The organism is Veillonella sp. 6_1_27 (assembly GCF_000163735.1).
Classification (GTDB): domain Bacteria; phylum Bacillota; class Negativicutes; order Veillonellales; family Veillonellaceae; genus Veillonella; species Veillonella parvula_A.
In genome coordinates this window covers 562,481-583,039 of record NZ_GG770215.1, presented here as the reverse complement: position 1 = coordinate 583,039, position 20,559 = coordinate 562,481, and the positions used below count along the sequence as shown (strand labels likewise).

The following is a 20,559-nucleotide window of genomic DNA, read 5'->3' as shown; positions in this document are numbered from 1 at the left end:
CCTTTAAAAATTTATGAGAAACATTAAGTATTATTAATGTTGTAACATCTTTAAGAAACAGTCTGGCTTTACGGGTGGACTGTTTTTATTTTATTTTCATGAAATCTCTTTATTTTACTTATATAATAGTTTCATTAGTCTAATGAGAGGGTAGGTATAGATGAAAGATACTGCAAAGCAAATTATAAAGTATTGGTATTCACTTGAATGTTTGCAACCGAAAGAGGTTCCTAAGTATAAAGCAATTTCTAAGAAGTATGTTAATGAGCTTGTATTTACTACTGAGAATGATACAACTACTATTTATCAACAGTCTGTAATAAAATCTTATTGGAAAAGAACTAATTCACGTGTTTCTACGTATGTAGTACCCTTACCAAATGATCCTTATAATTACTCTATTATTGATGAGATTAAATATTTTAAGGATGAAAAGGAATATGTTTTAGACGATGAACATGCTGTTCTGTTATGTGTAGTTAAAGGGACTGAAATATTAGAGGCTTTCATTGATAAATTAGAAATTGAATATCCTGAAAAACCATATTTAGGAAATGTGTATAGTGCATCATTTATCGTTGATGCGGAGGGATACTATAAAGAGGGCAGTCTACAAATTGCTCCTTTTATTTGGGTAATTTATCAAATGATGTTTCAGCCTGATGTGGAGTTTAAAGATATTAAGTTAGATGGCTGGGATGAAGTTGTTAAAGAAATTGAGGATGGTTTTAATCTTCCTGAAGAAAAGATATCCCTTGATGAGGCTGCACATGTGATCAATGTGTATATACAAAAGCATATCTTGGAGCCTATGGGCGTTACCATGTTCCGTGCTGGCGATGTTTATGGCTATTGTGGCTTTACGGTCGAGGAGATTCAGCTTGTTAAAGCTGATACAATGCCTGTAAATGTTTTAAAATCTAGCTTTTTCCTTGATGATTTACAGTTGGTCTTACAGCGCATCGATACATTAAAGGATAATAATAAGGTATTGTCTTATATCAATAGTCTTAATCAGGATATTGAGCATTATGATTTGTTGAAAGATACTAAGCAGATGCGTAAATGGTATAATCCGAAGGTATTACCATATGGTAGATGGCCTTCAAAGTTTAACTTATCCTTTATGCAGCAAATTGCTGTTAATATTGCTAAGGAGAATCCTAAAGACGTCTTTTCTGTTAATGGGCCTCCTGGTACAGGAAAAACTACGTTATTGAAGGATATCATTGCTAGTAATATTGTTGAACGTGCTGCTAAGTTTTGTGAAAGTAATCATGTAAATGATATCTTCAAAAAGGTTGTGGGCCGAGATGGGATCTCTTTTTACTATGATATACCTAGTGATATTGCATTATATGGCATGCTGGTGCTTTCATCAAATAATAAGGCCGTTGAAAATATTACATTAGAATTGCCAAATATTTCCTCTGTGGAAGAGGGGACTGATGGGTCTACATTATTTCATCCAGATTCCTCCAATCAACAGGTTGATTTATCTTATTTTGCTAAGGATAAGAAGTATCAATTTGTTAAATCTAATGAGGTATATTTTACCTTTTTAGCAGATCGTTTAGCAGAGAGTAATGAACAATGGGGCTTAATTTCTGCGAGACTTGGTAAGAAGTCTAATATAAACACATTTATGCCAGTATTAGATGTATTATCCTCAGATATGTCCTCTATTATGCGTATGCCTAGTGCTCAAGATGCTTTTGAAAGTGCCAAGAAACAGTTTCAGGCTCAACATAATCTTGTAAAAGCATTATTTACTTATGTAACAGCCTATGAAGAGAATATTCATTTGATTCAAGAATTAAAGGGTAAAATCGATAAATTAAAAGAGGAAGTTCTTGTAATCAATGAACAATTAAGTAAGTATTATGATTTAGATGATAATTTGTTGAAGTTGATAGAGCGTAAAAATAGTATTGAGTCTAAATTAATAGAGTTGAACAGCAAACGTTCTATTATTGATAAGATTTGGAGTGCTACTAGCTGGTCTATTTTAGAAGCCATGAGTAATGCTGCATTGTTATCAGTTATTGAAGACGAGACTACAAAACTTCAAAATGTTAAAAGTGAATTAGATGCATTACACAAATTGGTTAATGAGCGTGAATTTATAATCAATACGAAAGATGGTCTATTATCTGATATTAAAGAACTTGATGGTACTGTCCAAAATGCAGAACATACACAGCAAGATATTTTAGGTATATTAAAAACTGATAATAAAGACACGATACATTGTTTTGATGATATAGCATCAAAGTTAATGTCACCTGATGAGGACCGAGCAGAGGCCCATACAGCGTTCTTATATGTGTGTAACTACTTAAATGAATGTAGAGAACGTTTGTTATACAATGCCTTACAAGTACAAAAGACTGTTGTTATGAGTGATGCTTTCAGAAAAAATATGCAATTACTTAGTCAGTATTGGGGCTCATTAAATGATAGGAAAAATTTACAGAAAAATTTTGACCTTGATGCCATATTCCCTGCATTACTTAATTCCTTGATGATTGCAGTACCAGTTATTTCCTCCACCTTTGCTGCTGTGGAGAGATTTTTGATTAATTGTAAATCTGAAAGCTCGTTAGGTACCATTATTATTGATGAGGCAGGGCAGGCGTCACCTCATATGCTTGTAGGGGCATTGTTCCGTGCGCAGAAGGCCGTAGTAGTTGGTGATCCTAAACAGATTGAACCTGTACAAACTGTACAGGATTTGTTTGTAGAAAAAATTGGTGGCGAAGGTATTGGTAAATATCGGAGTAAAGAGCTATCTGTACAAAGCTTAGCTGATGCACAAAATCCATTTGCAGGCATTATCAAAAATCTTGATGGTTCCGAATCTTGGGTCGGTTGCCCGCTCGTTATTCATAGACGCTGTAAGAATCCTATGTTTACAGTAGCTAATGAGTTATCTTATGGTGGCTTTATGATTAATAAGACCATGGAGCCTAAAGAGTCTATTGAGCCATGCAAAGAGAGCTGTTGGATAACATATGATACAAGTAATATTGAATCTACTATGGGTAAAGATCGATATATACAAGTACAAGGCCAAATTGCTTTTGAACTGATTCAAAAGTTACGAGCAAGAAATGTGGAGTTTAAAGATATTTTTATCATTACACCATTTACTAGTGTTGCATATGGGTTTAAAAAGTATATGGGATCCCTTAGTAATGATATTGTGAATTGGACCAAGGAGGATAATAAGAAAGATTGGTTAGATGATAATATAGGGACTGTACATACCTTCCAAGGTAAAGAGGCTAAAGTCGTTATTTATATGTTAGGCTGTCAAAGCGATGGCACGGCTAATGGGGCTATTAAATGGGTTAACGCTAACAATGTAAATGTAGCCTTTACAAGAGCAAGGGAGTATATCTATGTTATTGGTGATGCTCCGAAATGGGCTGAACTCAATAAAAATCTTGCATTTGCCCAAAGGTACTTGCCTATATATACTTTAGAGGATTTTTAAGCGAATAAATTGCAATGACTATAGTAGATTACTAGATTATAAGGCATAGGTTACTATAGATGTTTCTATAAAGAATTTATATGTACAATAAAGGTTTATAAAAGAAAACAAGGAAAGAAATCCTTAGACTCCTTTCCTTGTCCAGATATGATATAGTTTATATCCAAGTGAGGCATAAATGGTTTGGTCGCCAGACTTCGCTTCTAGTATTTATAATTGAAAAAACGGTCTGACATCATGTCAGGCCGTTTCTCCATGCTTAAATGGAGTTATTAGTTGTGTAATTCTCGTTTTCCGTATATTTTTAGGACTATAGCAATAATTGTATTTAACACAAATAGAGCGGCAAAACATTCTAAAGCAGTAGTATAGCCATATCCTGCTTCGTGAAAGTATGATACGAGCATAGGGCCTGTGATGCCCGCTAATCCCCAAGCAGTTAGAATACGACCATGAATGGTAGAAAGTTGGCGTATACCGTAGAGATCTGCAAGATATGCTGGCATACAGGAGAACCCGCCACCATAGCAGGTGATAATGAGAAGAATTAAAATTTGGAATGTTAGGGCGCTATTGGTTTGGGCGAGTAAATAGAATGCGACGATTTCTATAATAAAGAAAAGTATGTAAGTTTTTGCTCGTCCAAGGTAATCGGAGATCGTAGACCATGCAATGCGACCCCCGCCATTGAAGATACCGATGATACCAACCAGTGATGCAGCTGCTGTAGGTGTCATACCAATGGCTTCTTGCGCCATAGGTGATGCTAAGGATAGTAGACCTATACCACAGGTAATATTAATAAAGAATACCCACCAAAGGGCACCGAATTGCCAAGTTTTCATGGCATCATTGGCTAGCATGCCATGGGTATGAACGTACATGGTAGATTTATCTTTCGTAGTTCGAGTTGAGTGTTTTTGTTGAGGTGCTTTCAAATAGAGCGAAGAGGCACCCATAATCACTAGATAGATTACACCGAGGATAATGAAGTTATTTACCAATCCAAATTGAGCTACGAGGAATTGCATAAGAGGCCCTGCAATGAGAGAAGCAAATCCAAAACCCATAATAGCTAAACCAGTAGCAAATCCTGGGCGATTTGGAAAGTATTTCACGAGCGTAGAAACTGGTGTTATATAACCAATGCCTAGTCCAATGCCACCGATGATGCCGTAGAAGAGATAGAGTAAGGTAAGATTGTGTATGCTAAGTGCATAGGCCGTACCCAATAATCCGGTTACCCAGAATAACATAGCGAGAAGTCCACTTTTCTTAGGGCCAATTTTTTCTGCAAAGGAGCCAAGAAAGCCCGCAGATAGTCCGAGCATTAAAATGGCTAACGAGAATGTCCATGTTGTTTGCGATAAAGTAAAACCCATATCTGCCATAATAGGACGTGTGAGTACACTCCATGCATATACGCTACCAATGGATATGTGCAAACCAATGGCTGCTAATGCAATAAACCAACGATTTCTCATAAGAAAACTCCTTTCATATAGGTGAGATACTCAGATATAGATAAAGAAGCATTTGTTACGAGAAGGCAATAAAAAAGACCATCTGAACAAAAGCTTGCCCAGACGGTCGGCTATCACACGATGTGTGCTACTGTGCATGTAGTCAATTCTACGTATCCGTCAGCCCAGTAGGAATATATTACAAATATAGCAATTGAAAGGACATCTTGTCGGTGATCTAAGTCACTATCGTATGCATTATGATGATTTATAATTGAAAACAAGGAAAGAAATCTTTGGATTTCTTTCCTTGTTTAGATATGATATAATTTATATCAAAGTGAGGCATAAATGGTTTGGTCGCCAGACTTCGCTTCTAGAATTTAATGTTGAAGAAACGGTCTGACTTCACAGTCGGGCCTTTTTTCATAGCCTAATTCTGTGAAAAGCTAACTTTTGCTAGATGTCAATTCATTTAGCTGCCATGATAATGGTCGCCACAAGTATGCCAAAGGAAATCATTAATGATAACACTTTGAATGTACTCATATTGATCACCGCCAATCTCTAGAAGATTAGCAAAGGCTGGCCCCATTTAGAGGCCTCAAGTTCAATATAGTGTTGTGGATAATAAAAGTAAATAGATTAGAGGTTCCTAATAGTCACCTAGGTGACCAATAGGAACCTTTTTCGCTTTGTAATTATTATTATAGGATAGATAAATTATGTTACAATACAAATAAGATAATAGTTTTTAGGGAGAGGGAAACTCATATGAAACGTTATATTATGCTATTGACTTTAGGTTTATGTTTTGTAGCACCAATGCTTTCACAAGCAGTGGATATAAGACCTATCATACATGTTACGAATGTACATAATGGCCAATATGATGAAGAATTAGATGCTATTACAGCAACCAAGTTTTATGGACCGTATCAGTTCCGTGTATTGAAGGATGCTGTAGAGACTAAAGGGGAAACTAAAGATATAGATGGCAGAGCCTTTAGAACCTCTGATGGTGTTTTTATGCATGTGAAGGCTAGATCTATCGATAATACAAGTATCTCTTTAGATAAAGAGATTGAAAAAATTGTTAAAGATAGAACGGTTCCTGAACCTACTGCAAAGATGGTATTGCCTGTTAAGCATGATGTAACAGAGGTCGATAATGATGGTGTGCGCAGTTTACTAGCTGAATTTATGTATGGCTGGCCATTACATAATAGGACGGACATGGTATTAGTTACTGATTATGAAGATACTCGTTACTATTATAAGTTGCAGTTTTATAGAGACCAGCTACCAAATGGTGTTCGCATTGAGCAGTTGCGCAAAATGATTATGGATGCGCAGTTTAGTTATAAATAAGGTGTTTTTGATCAGACTTCCATATTTGTGTATCCTAATGTATTTAGTCAGTCTGTAATATTTAGCTGAACGGGTATAGTAAAAGTAAATTAAAAAGAGGTTCCTATGAGTCAACTTGTGACCATTAGGAACCTCTTTTGTTGTGCAAGAGTTTATATAGTTTTCAAACTATTATAATATGCTTTTACCTAAAGGAAATTATTATTTATTTAAGCTTTCAACAATGCTTACAATATCGTCTGCTTTTCGGGCAATATGTGTGACGCCTAGTTCTTGATGGAGAGATTCCTCTCTAAAGCCCCATGTAACACCGATGCAAAGTAGGCCGGAGTTTTCTGCAGTAGCTACGTCAACTTCAGAGTCACCTACATAAATAGATTCGTTCGGTGTAGAGTTTAGTTCTTTTAAGGCTTGTAGTACCATATCTGGTGCTGGTTTACGTTGTAATCCTGGTCTTTCACCAATGGCAACAGGTAAACGATCACCAAAGTACTCTTTATTGAGTGGCGTTACACCTTCTTGGATTTTGTTGGATACGATGGCTAATTTATAACCTTGTTTACGCAGTATATCAAGCATATCTAGGATGCCTGGGTAAGGAGCTGTTGTGTCTTTTAAATGCTCACCATAGTAAGCTTTGAACTCCTCAATGTATGGATCTAATTCATGATCAGCTACTGTACTTGGTAAACATTGACGCATCAAATAGGTTACTGCATTACCCAGAGCTACTTTTACCTCTGTTAGCGATTTTTCAGGGAAGTTATGTGTACGTAGTACATGATTTACGGCGTTGGCTAAATCTGTAGCTGTATTGAGCAATGTGCCGTCGCAATCAAAAACGATAGTAGTATATTTCATAGGGGCCTCCGATTTTAAATCAATATGTACTTTTTAAGTATATGATAAATATGTAGAAAATCAAGAGAATAGACCTATTAGTTATTATAATTGTGTTACAATAATAGAAGTAATAAGTACAGTGTATAGGAGGCGTAGTATGACTGAAATACAAGCTCTTTTATTGATAAAATCTATTCTTGAATCCGCAGATATTCACGGTATTGAACATATGTTAAGTGAAGATTGTGAGTATCTGTCTACAGGCCGTGGCATCATTGGACGAAACCGCAATGAAACTGTTGAGTTTTTGTCCTCTATGACTGAGTCCATCAAGGCTGATAATGTACCTGTTACTTGCAAGGTCATGCATATTACTGATGTGTATGAGGAGGATGCGTTATTTCACGAGGGGCGTCATGGTTTAACCATTTCCTATGAAAGTAACGATAATTACGTGTACATGATTTTTGTAGACGTAAATGATGAAGGACTTGTAGATCGTATCGTTTCAAGCCAAGAAAATTATAGTATCGAGTATGATGATCTTCGTTTTGGCACTGATGAAAGCGAATATGCCTTTATTTCTGCGCCTACTACTGTGAAAGACTGGACTACAGCCCTTAGTATATGGCTTGAAACCGCGAATGTTGATGTAGACGATTTCTATCAATATATCGATGAAGACACACGCGTTGTATTCCAAAAAGGCGATGCTGAATCTATAACCCTTGAAAGCGGCCTAGATGTAGAGGATTACTTTGATCAATTAATGAACCAACACTTTGATGCGGTGCCTCATATCATTCGCGATGAAGAAGATGGTCTTATTTTAACCTATGGGCCTATGAGTACCATTGCAACCCTCAATGAAGAAGGCGCATTAGCCCTTATTAGTATCTATATCGATACACGTGACGAAGACGAAGCTACCGATGAAGTTGGTTATATCGAAGAGGACTTAACGAAGGACACTATTATAGAAGAGAATCTATATTAGTCGATACGACTCTTTTGATAGAGCTAATTTAATTACGATTAATAGATAAAATAAAAACTACCAGTTAAACATATATCTTTTAAACAGACCTTCTACTATGAAAGGATAAGTCACTAGATATTGTGAATAACTGGTAGTTTTTTGTATTATTTACATTTCGTCATGGTCTTTAATGAGACCAGCTTTTTTCTTTTTCCAGTAGGAGTAGTAGAATGGCAAGATTACGATACAGCCGCCTAGACCCCATAATAATTGGTTAGTTTGAGCTTGGGCAAGCATCCATAGGGATGTGCCGATAGCGATGACTGGGATTAAGTAGCCACCAGGGATTGTGTAGGAACGAGCTTTGTCTGCCCATTTGCGACGGAAGATAATAACAGCCAAACACGTTGGTAGATATTGTGTAAAGCGAGATACTGCACTGATGGCTGCTAGTGTAGTAAAGGAGCCGGACCAGGCAAGTAAAACACTGGCAATGGCAGTAACGATGGCTGCTACATATGGTGCGTTGTAACGATTGCGTTTTGCCAACGCACTTGGTAGCATACCATCTTCCGCCATGGATGTAGCTACACGAGGCGCATAGTAAGCTTCAGCAAAGTTGATACCACCCATAGAGATTAAGGTGCCTATTAATACGATATACATGCCAATAGGTCCAACAATCACATTGAATGCATCTTGTACTGGAGCCTTAGTATTTGCTAAATCTGTACCAAGTACACCAATAGATACGGCGAGGATCGCCATATATAGAACCGATACAAGAAGCATACACATGATAATAGCACGTGGTAAGTTCTTTTTAGGATTTTTCATATCTTCTGCAGCAATGGCAATGACTTCAAACCCTGTATAGGCAAAGAATAGAAGAACCGCAGCTTGAGCAAATGATCCATCTACATAGATGTCTTGAGGGAAGACTGGCGTAAAGTTAGCTCCATTTATAAAGAAAATACCAATTGCAATAAATAGGGCAAGAGGAACTAGCTTAGATATAGTGATTAAGTTGTTAACAAATTTGGATACGTTAACACCAAATATATTTACAATCGTAAGGCCTACAATTAAGATAAATGAAATGACATCCTTTGCAAAATCACCACTTAAAGCTGGTACTGCAGCACCTAATGCTGTAGCAAAACCAACGGCCATAGCCGCCCAAGCAATGACGGTAACAATCCATTTAAGAACACCCACTTCAAATGCCCAGAAGTCACCTAAAGCATGTTTTGCATATAGATAAGGACCACCATTGCGTGTAAATAAACTGGCTGCTTCTGCAAAGCAAAGGGCGATGCAGCCAGCGATAACGGCGTCAAATAAGAGTACACCTAAACTAGCGGAACCAATTATGGAATATGCTTTATTAGGTAGTAGGAAAATACCTGTTCCTACAATACCATTGATGCCAAGGAGTACAATACTCCAAAAGCCAAATTTTCCTGTTTCTTTCATGATACAATCTTCCTACTATTTAGTTATATTTTCTTGAGTTGCTTTTACGAATGCAGTAAATAAACGTTTTGCATTTTCATCATTTGTAGACATCATTTCTGGGTGGAACTGACAGGCTACTAACCAAGGATAGGCTGGATCCTCTAAACCTTCTACAGTACCATCCTTAGCTCTTGCTACAACTTGTAATCCTTTACCGACATTTTTAACTGTTTGGTGATGATGGGAGTTCGTAATCCAAGTATTGCAACCTATAGCACCAGCTAGTTTTGATTTGGAATCAATTTCTACAGTATGGGTGCCAAGAGAAGGTGTTTGATTCTGAGAGTGTTTTATTGTACAGTTTTGATCATATTTTAAATCTTGGAATAAAGAGCCGCCACGATATACATTTAAGATTTGTAAGCCACGACAGATACAAAAGATAGGAATTTGTTTTTCTTCTGCTGCTTTGATTAAAGCAAAGTCGAATCGATCGCGCTCCGGAAATACATCGCCAAGACCTTGCAAAGGTTCTTCTCCATAGTGAAGAGGATATACATCATGACCGCCGGATAATAACAAGCCGTCAAGCTTTGCTACCGTTTCGCGAGCTACATCAAGATTTTCGGTAAATGGAATTATAACAGGAATGCCACCAGTTTCCTCAATAGAACGAGGATAGTCTTGGTTTACGTAAGAACGCAATAAATCTACGTAAGGACCACCATTATCTCGTAAGATATTGCCAGATATGCCAATAAATGGTTTCGTCATAATATCACCTCATATGTGTAAAAATCTGTACAACCTGATGTTAGTGTATCAGATTTTTATGGATAAAAACACTACTAATAGATATAATTATAAGACTTATAATAGAGAAAATATGTTAAAGTTGATACATTTTACTATATTTTCTTTCAAGATATAGTTGTATAAGTTTATTGCGAAACATGATATGATAAACTACGAATGAACTGTACGGGAGGTTTACTATGGTTTTTCTAACATCTTTGCAAAGTATCATACCTATTGTGCTACTTATTTTGTTAGGATATATATTAAAAGGACAGGGCATGTTTAACCCTACCTTTAGTGGTAATTTATCGCGATTTATCATGTCGGTTGCATTACCAGCGGGAGTATTTATATCCGTATTACATCACCTACATACTTCAGATATATGGAATTTACGATATGGCATGTTAGTGGTTGTCCTAACATATGTTATTGCATATATTGTAGCGTTCATTATGATGAAAATGCTGAAAGTTCCTAAAGGACGACGTGGTATTTTTATCAATATGGTAGTAAATGATAACTGCTTGTTTATTGGGTTACCAGTGCAAATTGCACTCTTTGGGCAAGATGCGCTACCGTATTTCCTGTTATATTACATCGGTAACACTATTTCCGTATGGATGGTAGGGGTATTTCTTATAGAACTAGATCCACTGCCAAATCCTAAAGTAGATTTTAATAATGGATCCCATAAGATTGATAGTATACATAATAGTTCAGTATCTATTGAAGGTAAAAGCAAGAAGCATAAATTTGATTGGAAGAAGTTATTACCACCACCTTTGATAGGTTTTTTTGTGGCATTAATTTTCTTGTTCTTTGAAATTCCTTTACTTCCAATTTTGCATACTACCTTGAATTACTTAGGTGATATGGTAACCCCATTATCCTTGATTTATATTGGTATTGTACTTCATGATACGGGTTTAAAGAGCATGCGTTTAAATAAAGATTCCATCGGTGGGATTGTAGGACGATTTGTTATTTCCCCGATTATCATGTTCTGTTTGATTATGGTTTTACAATATGGAGCAGGTATAGTTCAAGAACCAATTGCAATCATCACCTTTGTTGTACAATCAGCAGGACCTGTTATTGCAGTATTGCCGATTGTAGCTAATGAATCAAAAGCTGATTTGCCATTTGCTACAGGTTTAGTCATGATTAGTACCATACTATTTGTTGTAGTAATTCCAATTATAATGGAAATTTTAACAATGATAGGTATACAGGCTTAAAATAAGAAGAAGATTAAAATAAGTAAATAAAAAATAGGTTCCTAATGGTCATATAGGTGACTATTAGGAACCTATTTTTATGTAAGTATATATAGCTTATCTAAAGAATCTACCAACGAGTGGCATGCTAGCACCATCGTTTTTATTGAGGCCTTTTAAAAGGACCATGATAATAACGTAGAGCAATAAGCCTTCGATACCAGTGAGTATAAAGTTAGCCCACATTGGTAAGATATCTGTTAAATAGTGGTAACTCAAGAAGATGAGTATACCCATAACACCAGCACTGACCACGTTTTTCCAAAGAAGGGAAATATCAAGGAAGTAGCCTGTGTATTTTTTGATATAAATCAAGTTAAGTAATGCCGCAAAGCCAATATCAGCAACGGTTGCCCAAGCGGCACCGCCGATGCCCAGCCAAGGAATAGCGGTCAGTGTCCAGTTAAGGATGACCTTGATTATGAGAGAAATCCCCATATTTATGACTGGAATACGTGGCCTGTTGAGACCTTGTAGGATACCTGTTGTTACTTGATGTACACCTAGGAAGAATATAGAGAACGCCGTGATTTGCGTTGCTAGTTCTGCCTTAGGCGCATTGTAAATCAGTGTAACGGTTGGGGCAGCAAGTACATATAATAGCACTGTAAATGGTACGGTTGCCATAAATGTTAGTCGCATAGAGCCTGCAGTGCGATCATAGATACCTTGATGATCGCGTTTTGCAAAGGCATGAGAGATAGCAGGTACAATGCTTGTCGCAAGGGCTGCGGTAATGATGGTAGCCAAGTTAATGAGTGGCACCGCCATCCCAGTAAGGTAACCGAATAGTTCTGTTACTTCGTTCATCGGGAACCCAGCATCTAATAAGCGACGTGGTACGATAAGTAAGTCGAGATTCGCCGTCAACGGTAACATGATACTTGCTAAGGAAATTGGTATAGACAATGTTAAGAGTCGTGACAAAATTTCTTTAGCTGATTCACGAGGACCATCGTAGCTTTCACCAGTACTACTAGCCTTAGGTAATTTGTAGTAGTAATACAACAGCACCAGGAAGGCCCCAAAAGCACCTACACCAGCACCCAAACTAGCACCACCTGCTGCGGCTGGTAAGCCATAAGGCAATAAAATAGCAGCAGCACCAAGCATAACGATAACCCGTAGTAATTGTTCTACAATTTGGCTAATCGCCGTGGGCGTCATCATTTCATAGCCTTGAATATACCCGCGGAAACAGGAAATCCATGTTACAAAGAATACTGCCGGAGCGAGCGCGATGATAGAGTAGTAGGCACGGCTTTCAGCAATGAGACCACTAGAGATTAACCAATCTGCACCAAAGTACATGGCAAGACTGGCGATAAAACCTGTTATAGTCAACATTGTAAAAGAAATATTGAATACTCTCTTAGCACCACCAAAGTCGTGTAAGGCTAATCGTTCTGCCGTCAAAATAGAGATGGCAATCGGCACACCTGCGCTCGAAATTTGTAATAGTAACAAATAGATAGGAAAGGCCATCTGATAGATACCGATGCCTTCACCACCTAAGATGCGAGATAGAAGAATCCAGTTGATACTACCGATGGCTTTCACTACGAAACCGGCAATTGTTAAAATTAAGGTTCCTTTTAAAAATCCACTAGCCATTGATTATAGTTTGTTAGAAGAACCTAATACATTTTTGATTTTGTGAGCTACCATGCCTTTAATAGCATCACGAGCAGGTCCTAAATATTTACGTGGGTCAAACTCAGATGGGTTTTGAGCCAAGTATTCGCGTACAGATGCAGTCATAGCGAGGCGAAGGTCTGTATCGATGTTGATTTTGCAAACCGCCATTTGAGCTGCTTTGCGAAGCATTTCTTCAGGTACGCCTTGTGCACCAGGAATGTTGCCACCAAATTCATTACATTTTGCTACGAATTCAGGCAATACGGAGGATGCCCCATGCAATACGATTGGGAAGTTAGGCAATAATTCGCCCACTTTTTTCAAACGATCGAAATCCAGGTAAGGGTTGCCTTTGAATTTGTATGCACCGTGGCTAGTACCAATAGCGATTGCTAAGGAGTCTACACCTGTGAGATGGACAAATTCAGCAGCTTGTTCAGGATCAGTGAAGCGAGCATCTGCATCAGATACATTTACATCATCTTCAACGCCTGCTAAACGGCCCAATTCTGCTTCTACTACAACGCCGTGAGCGTGAGCATATTCAACAACTTGTTTTGTGATTTTTACGTTTTCATCGAAATCATGATGAGATGCATCAATCATAACAGATGTAAAACCACCATCTACACAGTCTTTACAAATTTCGAAGGAATCGCCGTGGTCAAGGTGAAGAGCGATTGGTAGATTGCTGTCTTCAAGAGCGGCTTCCACAAGTTTTACAAGGTAAATATGTTTAGCATATTTACGTGCGCCTGCAGATACTTGCAAGATAAGAGGAGATTGTTCCTCTTTTGCTGCATCTACAATACCTTGTACGATTTCCATGTTGTTTACATTGAAAGCGCCAACAGCATAGCCGCCTTCATAGGCTTTTTTGAACATTTCTGTAGTAGTAACTAATGGCATGTTGTCCTCCTTGGCCATAGGGCCTGTTATATCATGTTATTAATACCGTGACTGCTAATATTTCTAGTTTGTAAGAACTAGATGCATTTCTGTTATTGCAATCATATATCAATTCAAGTTAAGTATATCAAGAAACACTATAAAGGGCCAATATTTTTTGTATAACTTATGCATAAATTTCGTCTTATTTTGTGACCCATGTGGGTTATTTCTGTGTGTTAGCATTTATTTAGTGGTGTTATATCAGCTCAATCGTTCAGCAATACATTCATATCCTCTGGCATCTCTGCATGCAGTTCGATCCATTCATTTGTTATGGGATGGTAAAAGCTTACGTGCGATGCATGCAGTGCTTGGCGTTGAATAAATTCTAGATGACCACCGTATAAGTCATCACCAGCTAGTGGATACCCTAGTTGAGATAAATGAACTCGAATCTGATGAGTGCGCCCTGTGTGTAATAAGCATTGCACATGAGTAAAGTGATTATGATCTATTAGAGAGTTGTCAGTTGGACATATATTACTATTATTAATCAAATTATCAGAGTTGTTTTTACTATAGTTAATTTTGCTTGTATTTTTACTAATCACTGTTATATCTGTGCGAGCCGGCTTTCCTTGGTCTGTACAACAACGCTCAATGATACTGCCTGGTTTACGACCTATAGGCCAGTTAATGCTTATAGGCACAGACGGGAGATGTCCTTCTACAATGGCGTCGTAGCTTTTGTAAAAATAGGTGTGTTTTTTATCAAAAGCATGTTGGACCACTGATGTTTTAGCAATGATGACAATACCTGAGGTATCCTTATCTAATCGGTGTACGGGATGGAAATCATAATGCTGATTTGTTTCTTGGTAGTAATGAAGTACACCATTTGCTAGCGTATGATCTCGTACGGTAGAAGTAGGGTGCATAAGAATACCAGCCGCCTTATTAATGACTAAAATATATTCGTCCTCATATATGATATCTAGTTCCATAGGGCTTAAACTAAACTCTTGCTCTGGTGTTAACTTCATAATGAGATGATCGCCACCGTGAATGAGCGTATTCCAGGTAGCAGGTTTACCATTAATTGTTATGATGCCATCACTTCGTAAACGTCGTCTCATGCGCTGGGAGATATGCTGTTGTTTTATAATATGATTTATAGATTGTGTGTGTACATCAGAATCTACAATTAAGTCGATTATTGTTGCTGTTTTCATACGTATTATTATAACAAATAAAATAAAAATGAAGAATTTTTCATAATTCGTTGTTTTTATGAAGGTCCATATAGTATAATTTGAATTATTAAATTTTATACATTATTTATGTGTGAACTTTTTTTACTGTAAAACCGTGTGTTTAGTTATAACAGTATATTTTATGAACTATATATGTATGTTAATGACTGTATGGTTATAGCTTATTCTATAAAAGGAGAGGTTTATGAATATTAACAAGAAATCTGTATTAGTCGCATGTGTGTTAGCGGCTATGTCTACAACAACTTTTGCGGCATCTACTACAACATCTACTAGTAGCACAACGGTAACAAATCACGATACACCAACATCTACTAGTACACGTGTAACTCGTGAGCAACATACAACGACTACATCAACTTCTACTGTGCGTACAGAGAGCTCTAGCTCCACTAAAAGCACAAAAGCTAGTGTAGGTGTTATGACTCCTCAAAAAATTGAAGAGCGTAGTGCACTTTCTGGCTATATAGCAGCTGATGTGGCGAGTGCATTAAATCCTTATCGCAATGCACCTAAATCTTTAAAATCTGGTAAAGGCACTACTTTCAAAAATGACGAAGTCCTTGAACATGGTGTATTAGCAGCTATGAAACAAGGTGGTAAATGGGGTGTTATCCGTCCAGACGGTACCGTTGCCATTGAGCCTAAGTATAAAGAAATTAAAGATGTTGATTATAAAACGGGCAATGTGTTAGCTCAAGTAGATAAGAAAACAGACACTTGGGTTACGCCTAAGGGTGTAGAAATCTCTGAAGAGGAAGCTTTAAAAGAACGTGTAAAACAAGAAGCAACTCAAGAGTATGCAAGTGATTCTTATGTAGAGTTTAAAGAAAAAGGTAAATATGGCTTTAAAACTACTGATGATAAAGTAGTGATTGCTCCACAATTCCGTCAAATCGTGACTGGATTTAGCGAAGACCGTGCTTTTGTTAAAAATGCTAAAGGTAAAATCGTAGCGATTGATGGTACTGGTAAAGAATTATTTAATGCTCCATCTAAAGAGGTATATAGATACCGTAATGGTCTTGCTGAATACCGTCGCTCTGTGAGTGGCTTTAATTTAGGTGGCCTTGTAGGTGGCTTCATCGTGGGCGGTATCCTTGGAGGTGCGCTTTTAGGTGGTCAACATTATCACGTAGGTGGTTTTGCCTATGATGGTGCAAAACGTGGCTATATTGATCGTTTTGGTAATATTGTAATCGACAGCAAAAAAGATAAAGTATGGCCTATCACAGCTTATGGTACGGTAATCAAAGATGCTGGTAATTTATACTTTGTGAATCGTAAAGGTGAAGTTGTTATTCAACCAGGCGATTACGATGCAGGTGAAATGGATAAATTAAATGGTCTATTAGCGTTAAGAGACAATAAGACTGAGAAATGGGGCATTTTCGATGTATCAACAGGTAAGCAAGTAGTAACCTTCAAATATGATTCTATTTCCTTTGCAGGGACTGATCGTTTAGTAGTTGTGAAAGATCATGTTAAAAACCTTATCGATATGAATAGTGGTAAATCCTTGTATTCTGCTCAAACAGAAGCAACTATTGAACCGTTCAACAATGATACTGTAACATGGGTTCATACTGGTAAAGAGGGCTATACAATCATAGATAATAATGGTCATATTTTATTTAGAGATACAAACAAACTTATTGAAGACGCTAAGTCCTTTAACCATGGTTTCAGCTCTGTTAAGTCTAAAGGCAAATGGGGAATCATGAACTCCAAAGGTGAATGGCTTGTACAACCTACATATGATGCGGTAAACGTTTTATAATATAATTGGTTTTAGAATTCCTTTGAATTTATATTGCCTTTAGTTCTGGCTTAATTAGTATTTTTTAGTTATAGTTTTTAGCTATAGACTAAATACAACAGAATAGCGTTATATAGAACTAGCAATGTACATATATTATGTATGTTGCTAGTTTTTTATATTATTTGTCTTGTGGATTGCGTTGCATAACCGTATTAGAGAACTTTCACTATACTTATAAAAGCTTCATTAATATATAGCTAATAATTATAATTAAGAAAATCGATTTACCTAGAAAATAAGCGTATTTTAAGGTATAATTAGAGAGATGTATTCCGATTTGGTGTAGTTTTACATTTTTACTTGGAATATGAGGATGATGAAAGTAATGCTATGAACCTTATGCCCAATAGGTTCAGGTGTAGGAGGTATAAAATGGCTAAAGATTGTTCCTTTGACGTTGTGTCCGAAGTGGATATGCAGGAAGTGGATAATGCGGTAAACCAAGCGAAAAAAGAGATTGGTACGCGCTATGATTTCCGTGGTTCTAAAGCGGAAATTAGTCTTGAAGGTGACACTATTAAAATCATCGGTGATGATGAATATAAATTGAATGCCATTATCGATGTTTTAAAAGGCAAGATGGTTAAACGTAACGTAGCGATTAAAAATCTTGACTACGGCAAAGTTGAACCAGCAGCAGGTGCAACAGTTCGCCAAATCATTACTATTAAAAAAGGCATTACTAAAGAAAATGCTAAAGAAGTAGTAAAAGCAATTAAAAACATGAAAATTAAGGTACAAGCATCTATCCAAGAGGATCAAGTGCGCGTATCTGGTAAGGACAAAGATGATTTGCAAGCAGTAATCCAAATGTTAAAACAATTGGATATCCCTGTAGAACTGCAATTCGTTAACTTCCGTTCTTAATACTATATGTCCATAGGATAGGTTAGTTAGACTCGTTTGAGTCTCTAATACTATCAGTGTAGGAGGCCTTATGAAAGTGGAGGACATGAAGGGTGGATATACCACAGGTTCATGTGCTACGGCAGGTATGAAAGCTGGTTTATTGGCCCTCTTAGATAAGAATATTGTGGATCAAGTGGTCATTGAGAACCCTCAAGGGCAGTACATTGAGGTTCCTATTAAAGCGGTAGAGATTATATCCGATACAGAGGCGAAGGTGACCGTCATGAAAGACGGCGGCGACGATCCTGATGTAACTCATGGCAATGATGTGGAAACGACAGTGACCCTTGATGATACTGGTGAACTGCGATTCCGAGCTGGCTTTGGTGTAGGTACTGTAACGAAACCAGGCCTTGCTATGCCACCAGGAGAACCGGCTATCAATCCAGGGCCCCGGACAATGATGAAAATAGTTTTTGAAGAACATTGTGTCCATGGTCAAGGTGTAACGGTAACCGTTAGTGTTCCTAATGGTAAGGTATTAGCTAAGAAAACATTAAATCATACACTTGGTATCGAAGGTGGCATTTCCATTATTGGTACTACCGGTATTGTTAAGCCTATGAGTGAAGAAGGGTTTAAGAACTCGTTAGTGCCACAGTTGAAAGTTATGAAGGCTAACGGATGTGAAACAGCTGTTCTCGTACCGGGGCGTATTGGTCAAGATCTTGCAGAGCAAGTATTGGGTATCCATAAGAACCAAATGGCAGAAACAAGTAACTTTATCGGATTTATGCTAGAAAAGGCTGTACAGATTGGATTCAAGCGAATCTTAATCATCGGTCATATCGGTAAATTAATCAAACTAGCTAGCGGTAGCTTCCATACTCATAATCGCATGAGTGATGGACGTATGGAAAGCATCGTGGCCTATGCTGCCTTAGAAGGAGCATCCCAAGAGGTGTGTGAAGAGTTATTTAATTGCCAAACCACAGAGTCTACATTCCCTATCTTGGAGCGAGAAGGATTGACTGGTGTGTACCAACGTGTTGTAGATCGTGCATCTCTACGTAGTGAGCGCTATATTGCTAACGAAGCAGAGGTGGGCATCATTATTACGACCTTAAAGGGCGAAATCTTGGCAATGGATAAGCATGCAAAAGAGATAGGAGAACTTGAACATTGGCACATACCTTGTATATCGTAGGCATTGGTCCGGGTAATCCTGATTATGTGGTGCCTAGAGGCCTTAATTTAATTAAACATGCTACAGTATTGGTAGGCAGTGAACGGTCCTTAGAGGACTTTCAAGAGCCTGGCCAAATTACATATCCTGTAACGGGTAAGCTCAGCGTATTAGCGGAGCAAATTGAGCGTGAGCTCATCAACCATGACGTTGTAGTTATGGTTAGTGGCGATACAGGCTATTATAGCTTATTGCCATATTTAAAGAAAAAATTCCCTGCTAATCCTATTGAGGTGGTACCAGGTATTAGTTCTATGACCTTTGCCTTTGCTCGACTCAATGAGGTGTGGCATGATGCGGATTTAATGAGCTTTCACGGTCGCCAACCGGCACCAGAGAAACTCGTATATGAAGCAGGTAAAAAGATGGGATTCTTAACGGATCCTGAATATAATCCAGCGCATATTGCGCGTATTTTAATAGATGCAGGTTGGCCAAAAGAAACGAGAGCGGCAGCCCTTGAGCGCTTGAGTTATGATAATGAAAAAATCGTAGACTCTACGCTAGAGGTGTTAACTGAGCTCGAGGGCTTTGGTCATTCTGTAATGGTGGTACTAGGATGAGACATTTTTTCGGAATTCCTGATGAGGAGTTTATCCGCGGCGATGTGCCGATGACGAAATGCGAAATTCGCAAAGCCGTTATGAATGAGGCACGCATCGAGGAGGATAGCATCGTCCTTGACGTAGGTGCTGGTACGGGCTCTATTTCTATTGAAGCAGCCTTGGCAGCTCCTAAAGGGCATGTATATGCAATTGAGCGCTTTGATAAAGGCATCGACCTTATCAATGAGAATATAAAGAAATTCAATGTAAATAATATGACCGTAATCAAATCCAAAGCTCCTGAAGGCATGGAAGAACTGCCTGAGCTTGATGCGGTTATCATCGGAGGTAGCGCTGGTGGTATGACAGGCATCATGGACGAGGCGCAACGTCTATTAAAAATTGGCGGCCGTTTAGTTGTAACTGCTGTAACGATGGAGACAGGTTATACAATCTTGAAAGAGTTGAAAGGTCGTCCTTTCACGTATGAAGGTTACCAAATGTCCATCAGCCGTTACCGCAAGGCTGGTCCCTATCATTTGTTAGACCCATTGAGTCCAATTTTCATTGTATCTGCAACGCGTATCGCAGAAGGAGAGTAAT

General features: G+C 37.8%; 17 protein-coding genes and 1 riboswitch. Of the genes, 9 read left to right on the top strand and 8 right to left on the bottom strand.

What is annotated here, in order from left to right:
• The first annotated feature begins 160 nt into the window (after positions 1-160).
• Positions 161-3,499 carry an ATP-binding protein gene (locus tag HMPREF0874_RS02760; RefSeq protein ID WP_008601294.1) on the top strand — a complete coding sequence of 1,113 codons (3,339 nt, stop codon included), beginning with the start codon at positions 161-163 and terminating at the stop codon, positions 3,497-3,499.
• Positions 3,500-3,771: 272 nt separating this feature from the next.
• Here the strand turns inward: HMPREF0874_RS02760 and HMPREF0874_RS02755 are convergent, their stop codons facing one another.
• A complete protein-coding gene (locus tag HMPREF0874_RS02755; protein WP_008601292.1) occupies positions 3,772-4,983 on the bottom strand; it encodes an OFA family MFS transporter in 1,212 nt (403 codons plus the stop codon).
• A gap of 89 nt (positions 4,984-5,072) precedes the next feature.
• Positions 5,073-5,160, bottom strand: a riboswitch (ZMP/ZTP riboswitch).
• Between the two features lie 273 nt (positions 5,161-5,433).
• Positions 5,434-5,484 carry a hypothetical protein gene (locus HMPREF0874_RS10160; protein ID WP_353511575.1) on the bottom strand — a complete coding sequence of 17 codons (51 nt, stop codon included), beginning with the start codon at positions 5,482-5,484 and terminating at the stop codon, positions 5,434-5,436.
• Between the two features lie 252 nt (positions 5,485-5,736).
• On the opposite strand from HMPREF0874_RS10160, the gene HMPREF0874_RS02750 reads away from it, so the two are divergent.
• A complete protein-coding gene (locus HMPREF0874_RS02750; protein WP_008601290.1) occupies positions 5,737-6,333 on the top strand; it encodes a hypothetical protein in 597 nt (198 codons plus the stop codon).
• 201 nt (positions 6,334-6,534) lie between these two features.
• Here the strand turns inward: HMPREF0874_RS02750 and HMPREF0874_RS02745 are convergent, their stop codons facing one another.
• Positions 6,535-7,194: an HAD family hydrolase gene (locus HMPREF0874_RS02745; protein WP_008601288.1), complete on the bottom strand. Its 660-nt coding sequence runs from the start codon at positions 7,192-7,194 to the stop codon at positions 6,535-6,537.
• 139 nt (positions 7,195-7,333) lie between these two features.
• On the opposite strand from HMPREF0874_RS02745, the gene HMPREF0874_RS02740 reads away from it, so the two are divergent.
• Positions 7,334-8,173, top strand: coding sequence for a hypothetical protein (locus HMPREF0874_RS02740; RefSeq protein ID WP_024061928.1), 840 nt, complete (start codon positions 7,334-7,336; stop codon positions 8,171-8,173).
• 150 nt (positions 8,174-8,323) lie between these two features.
• Here the strand turns inward: HMPREF0874_RS02740 and HMPREF0874_RS02735 are convergent, their stop codons facing one another.
• Positions 8,324-9,631 (bottom strand): APC family permease, encoded by a 1,308-nt coding sequence (locus tag HMPREF0874_RS02735; RefSeq protein ID WP_008601283.1) that lies wholly within the window; start codon positions 9,629-9,631, stop codon positions 8,324-8,326.
• Positions 9,632-9,646: 15 nt separating this feature from the next.
• Positions 9,647-10,387: a gamma-glutamyl-gamma-aminobutyrate hydrolase family protein gene (locus HMPREF0874_RS02730; RefSeq protein WP_008601281.1), complete on the bottom strand. Its 741-nt coding sequence runs from the start codon at positions 10,385-10,387 to the stop codon at positions 9,647-9,649.
• 221 nt (positions 10,388-10,608) lie between these two features.
• On the opposite strand from HMPREF0874_RS02730, the gene HMPREF0874_RS02725 reads away from it, so the two are divergent.
• The gene (locus HMPREF0874_RS02725; protein WP_008601280.1) at positions 10,609-11,652 is read left to right on the top strand and encodes an AEC family transporter; all 1,044 of its coding nucleotides are present in this window, start codon (positions 10,609-10,611) and stop codon (positions 11,650-11,652) included.
• A 96-nt stretch (positions 11,653-11,748) separates the two neighbouring features.
• On the opposite strand, the gene HMPREF0874_RS02720 is transcribed toward HMPREF0874_RS02725, so the two are convergent.
• The 3 genes from HMPREF0874_RS02720 to HMPREF0874_RS02710 all read right to left on the bottom strand — a co-directional run bounded on the left by HMPREF0874_RS02720 (position 11,749) and on the right by HMPREF0874_RS02710 (position 15,452).
• Positions 11,749-13,305 (bottom strand): polysaccharide biosynthesis protein, encoded by a 1,557-nt coding sequence (locus tag HMPREF0874_RS02720; RefSeq protein ID WP_008601278.1) that lies wholly within the window; start codon positions 13,303-13,305, stop codon positions 11,749-11,751.
• Positions 13,306-13,308: 3 nt separating this feature from the next.
• Positions 13,309-14,238, bottom strand: a complete 930-nt coding sequence (gene fba, locus HMPREF0874_RS02715; RefSeq protein WP_004696283.1) for a class II fructose-1,6-bisphosphate aldolase — start codon at positions 14,236-14,238, stop codon at positions 13,309-13,311.
• 248 nt (positions 14,239-14,486) lie between these two features.
• A complete protein-coding gene (locus tag HMPREF0874_RS02710; RefSeq protein ID WP_008601276.1) occupies positions 14,487-15,452 on the bottom strand; it encodes an RluA family pseudouridine synthase in 966 nt (321 codons plus the stop codon).
• Between the two features lie 226 nt (positions 15,453-15,678).
• On the opposite strand from HMPREF0874_RS02710, the gene HMPREF0874_RS02705 reads away from it, so the two are divergent.
• From HMPREF0874_RS02705 to cbiT, 5 genes are all read left to right on the top strand, one after another.
• The gene (locus tag HMPREF0874_RS02705; protein WP_039965014.1) at positions 15,679-17,274 is read left to right on the top strand and encodes a WG repeat-containing protein; all 1,596 of its coding nucleotides are present in this window, start codon (positions 15,679-15,681) and stop codon (positions 17,272-17,274) included.
• A 414-nt stretch (positions 17,275-17,688) separates the two neighbouring features.
• The gene (locus tag HMPREF0874_RS02700; RefSeq protein ID WP_004696277.1) at positions 17,689-18,183 is read left to right on the top strand and encodes a YajQ family cyclic di-GMP-binding protein; all 495 of its coding nucleotides are present in this window, start codon (positions 17,689-17,691) and stop codon (positions 18,181-18,183) included.
• A 70-nt stretch (positions 18,184-18,253) separates the two neighbouring features.
• Complete coding sequence (gene cbiD / locus HMPREF0874_RS02695) at positions 18,254-19,372, top strand: cobalt-precorrin-5B (C(1))-methyltransferase CbiD (protein WP_004697171.1); 1,119 nt, start codon at positions 18,254-18,256, stop codon at positions 19,370-19,372.
• On the top strand, positions 19,348-19,974 hold the full coding sequence (cbiE, locus tag HMPREF0874_RS02690; RefSeq protein WP_004697187.1) for a precorrin-6y C5,15-methyltransferase (decarboxylating) subunit CbiE: 627 nt from the start codon (positions 19,348-19,350) through the stop codon (positions 19,972-19,974). Before cbiD ends, cbiE begins: the two co-directional genes overlap by 25 nt.
• Positions 19,971-20,558: a precorrin-6Y C5,15-methyltransferase (decarboxylating) subunit CbiT gene (gene cbiT / locus HMPREF0874_RS02685; RefSeq protein ID WP_008601266.1), complete on the top strand. Its 588-nt coding sequence runs from the start codon at positions 19,971-19,973 to the stop codon at positions 20,556-20,558. Before cbiE ends, cbiT begins: the two co-directional genes overlap by 4 nt.
• Position 20,559 lies beyond the last annotated feature (1 nt).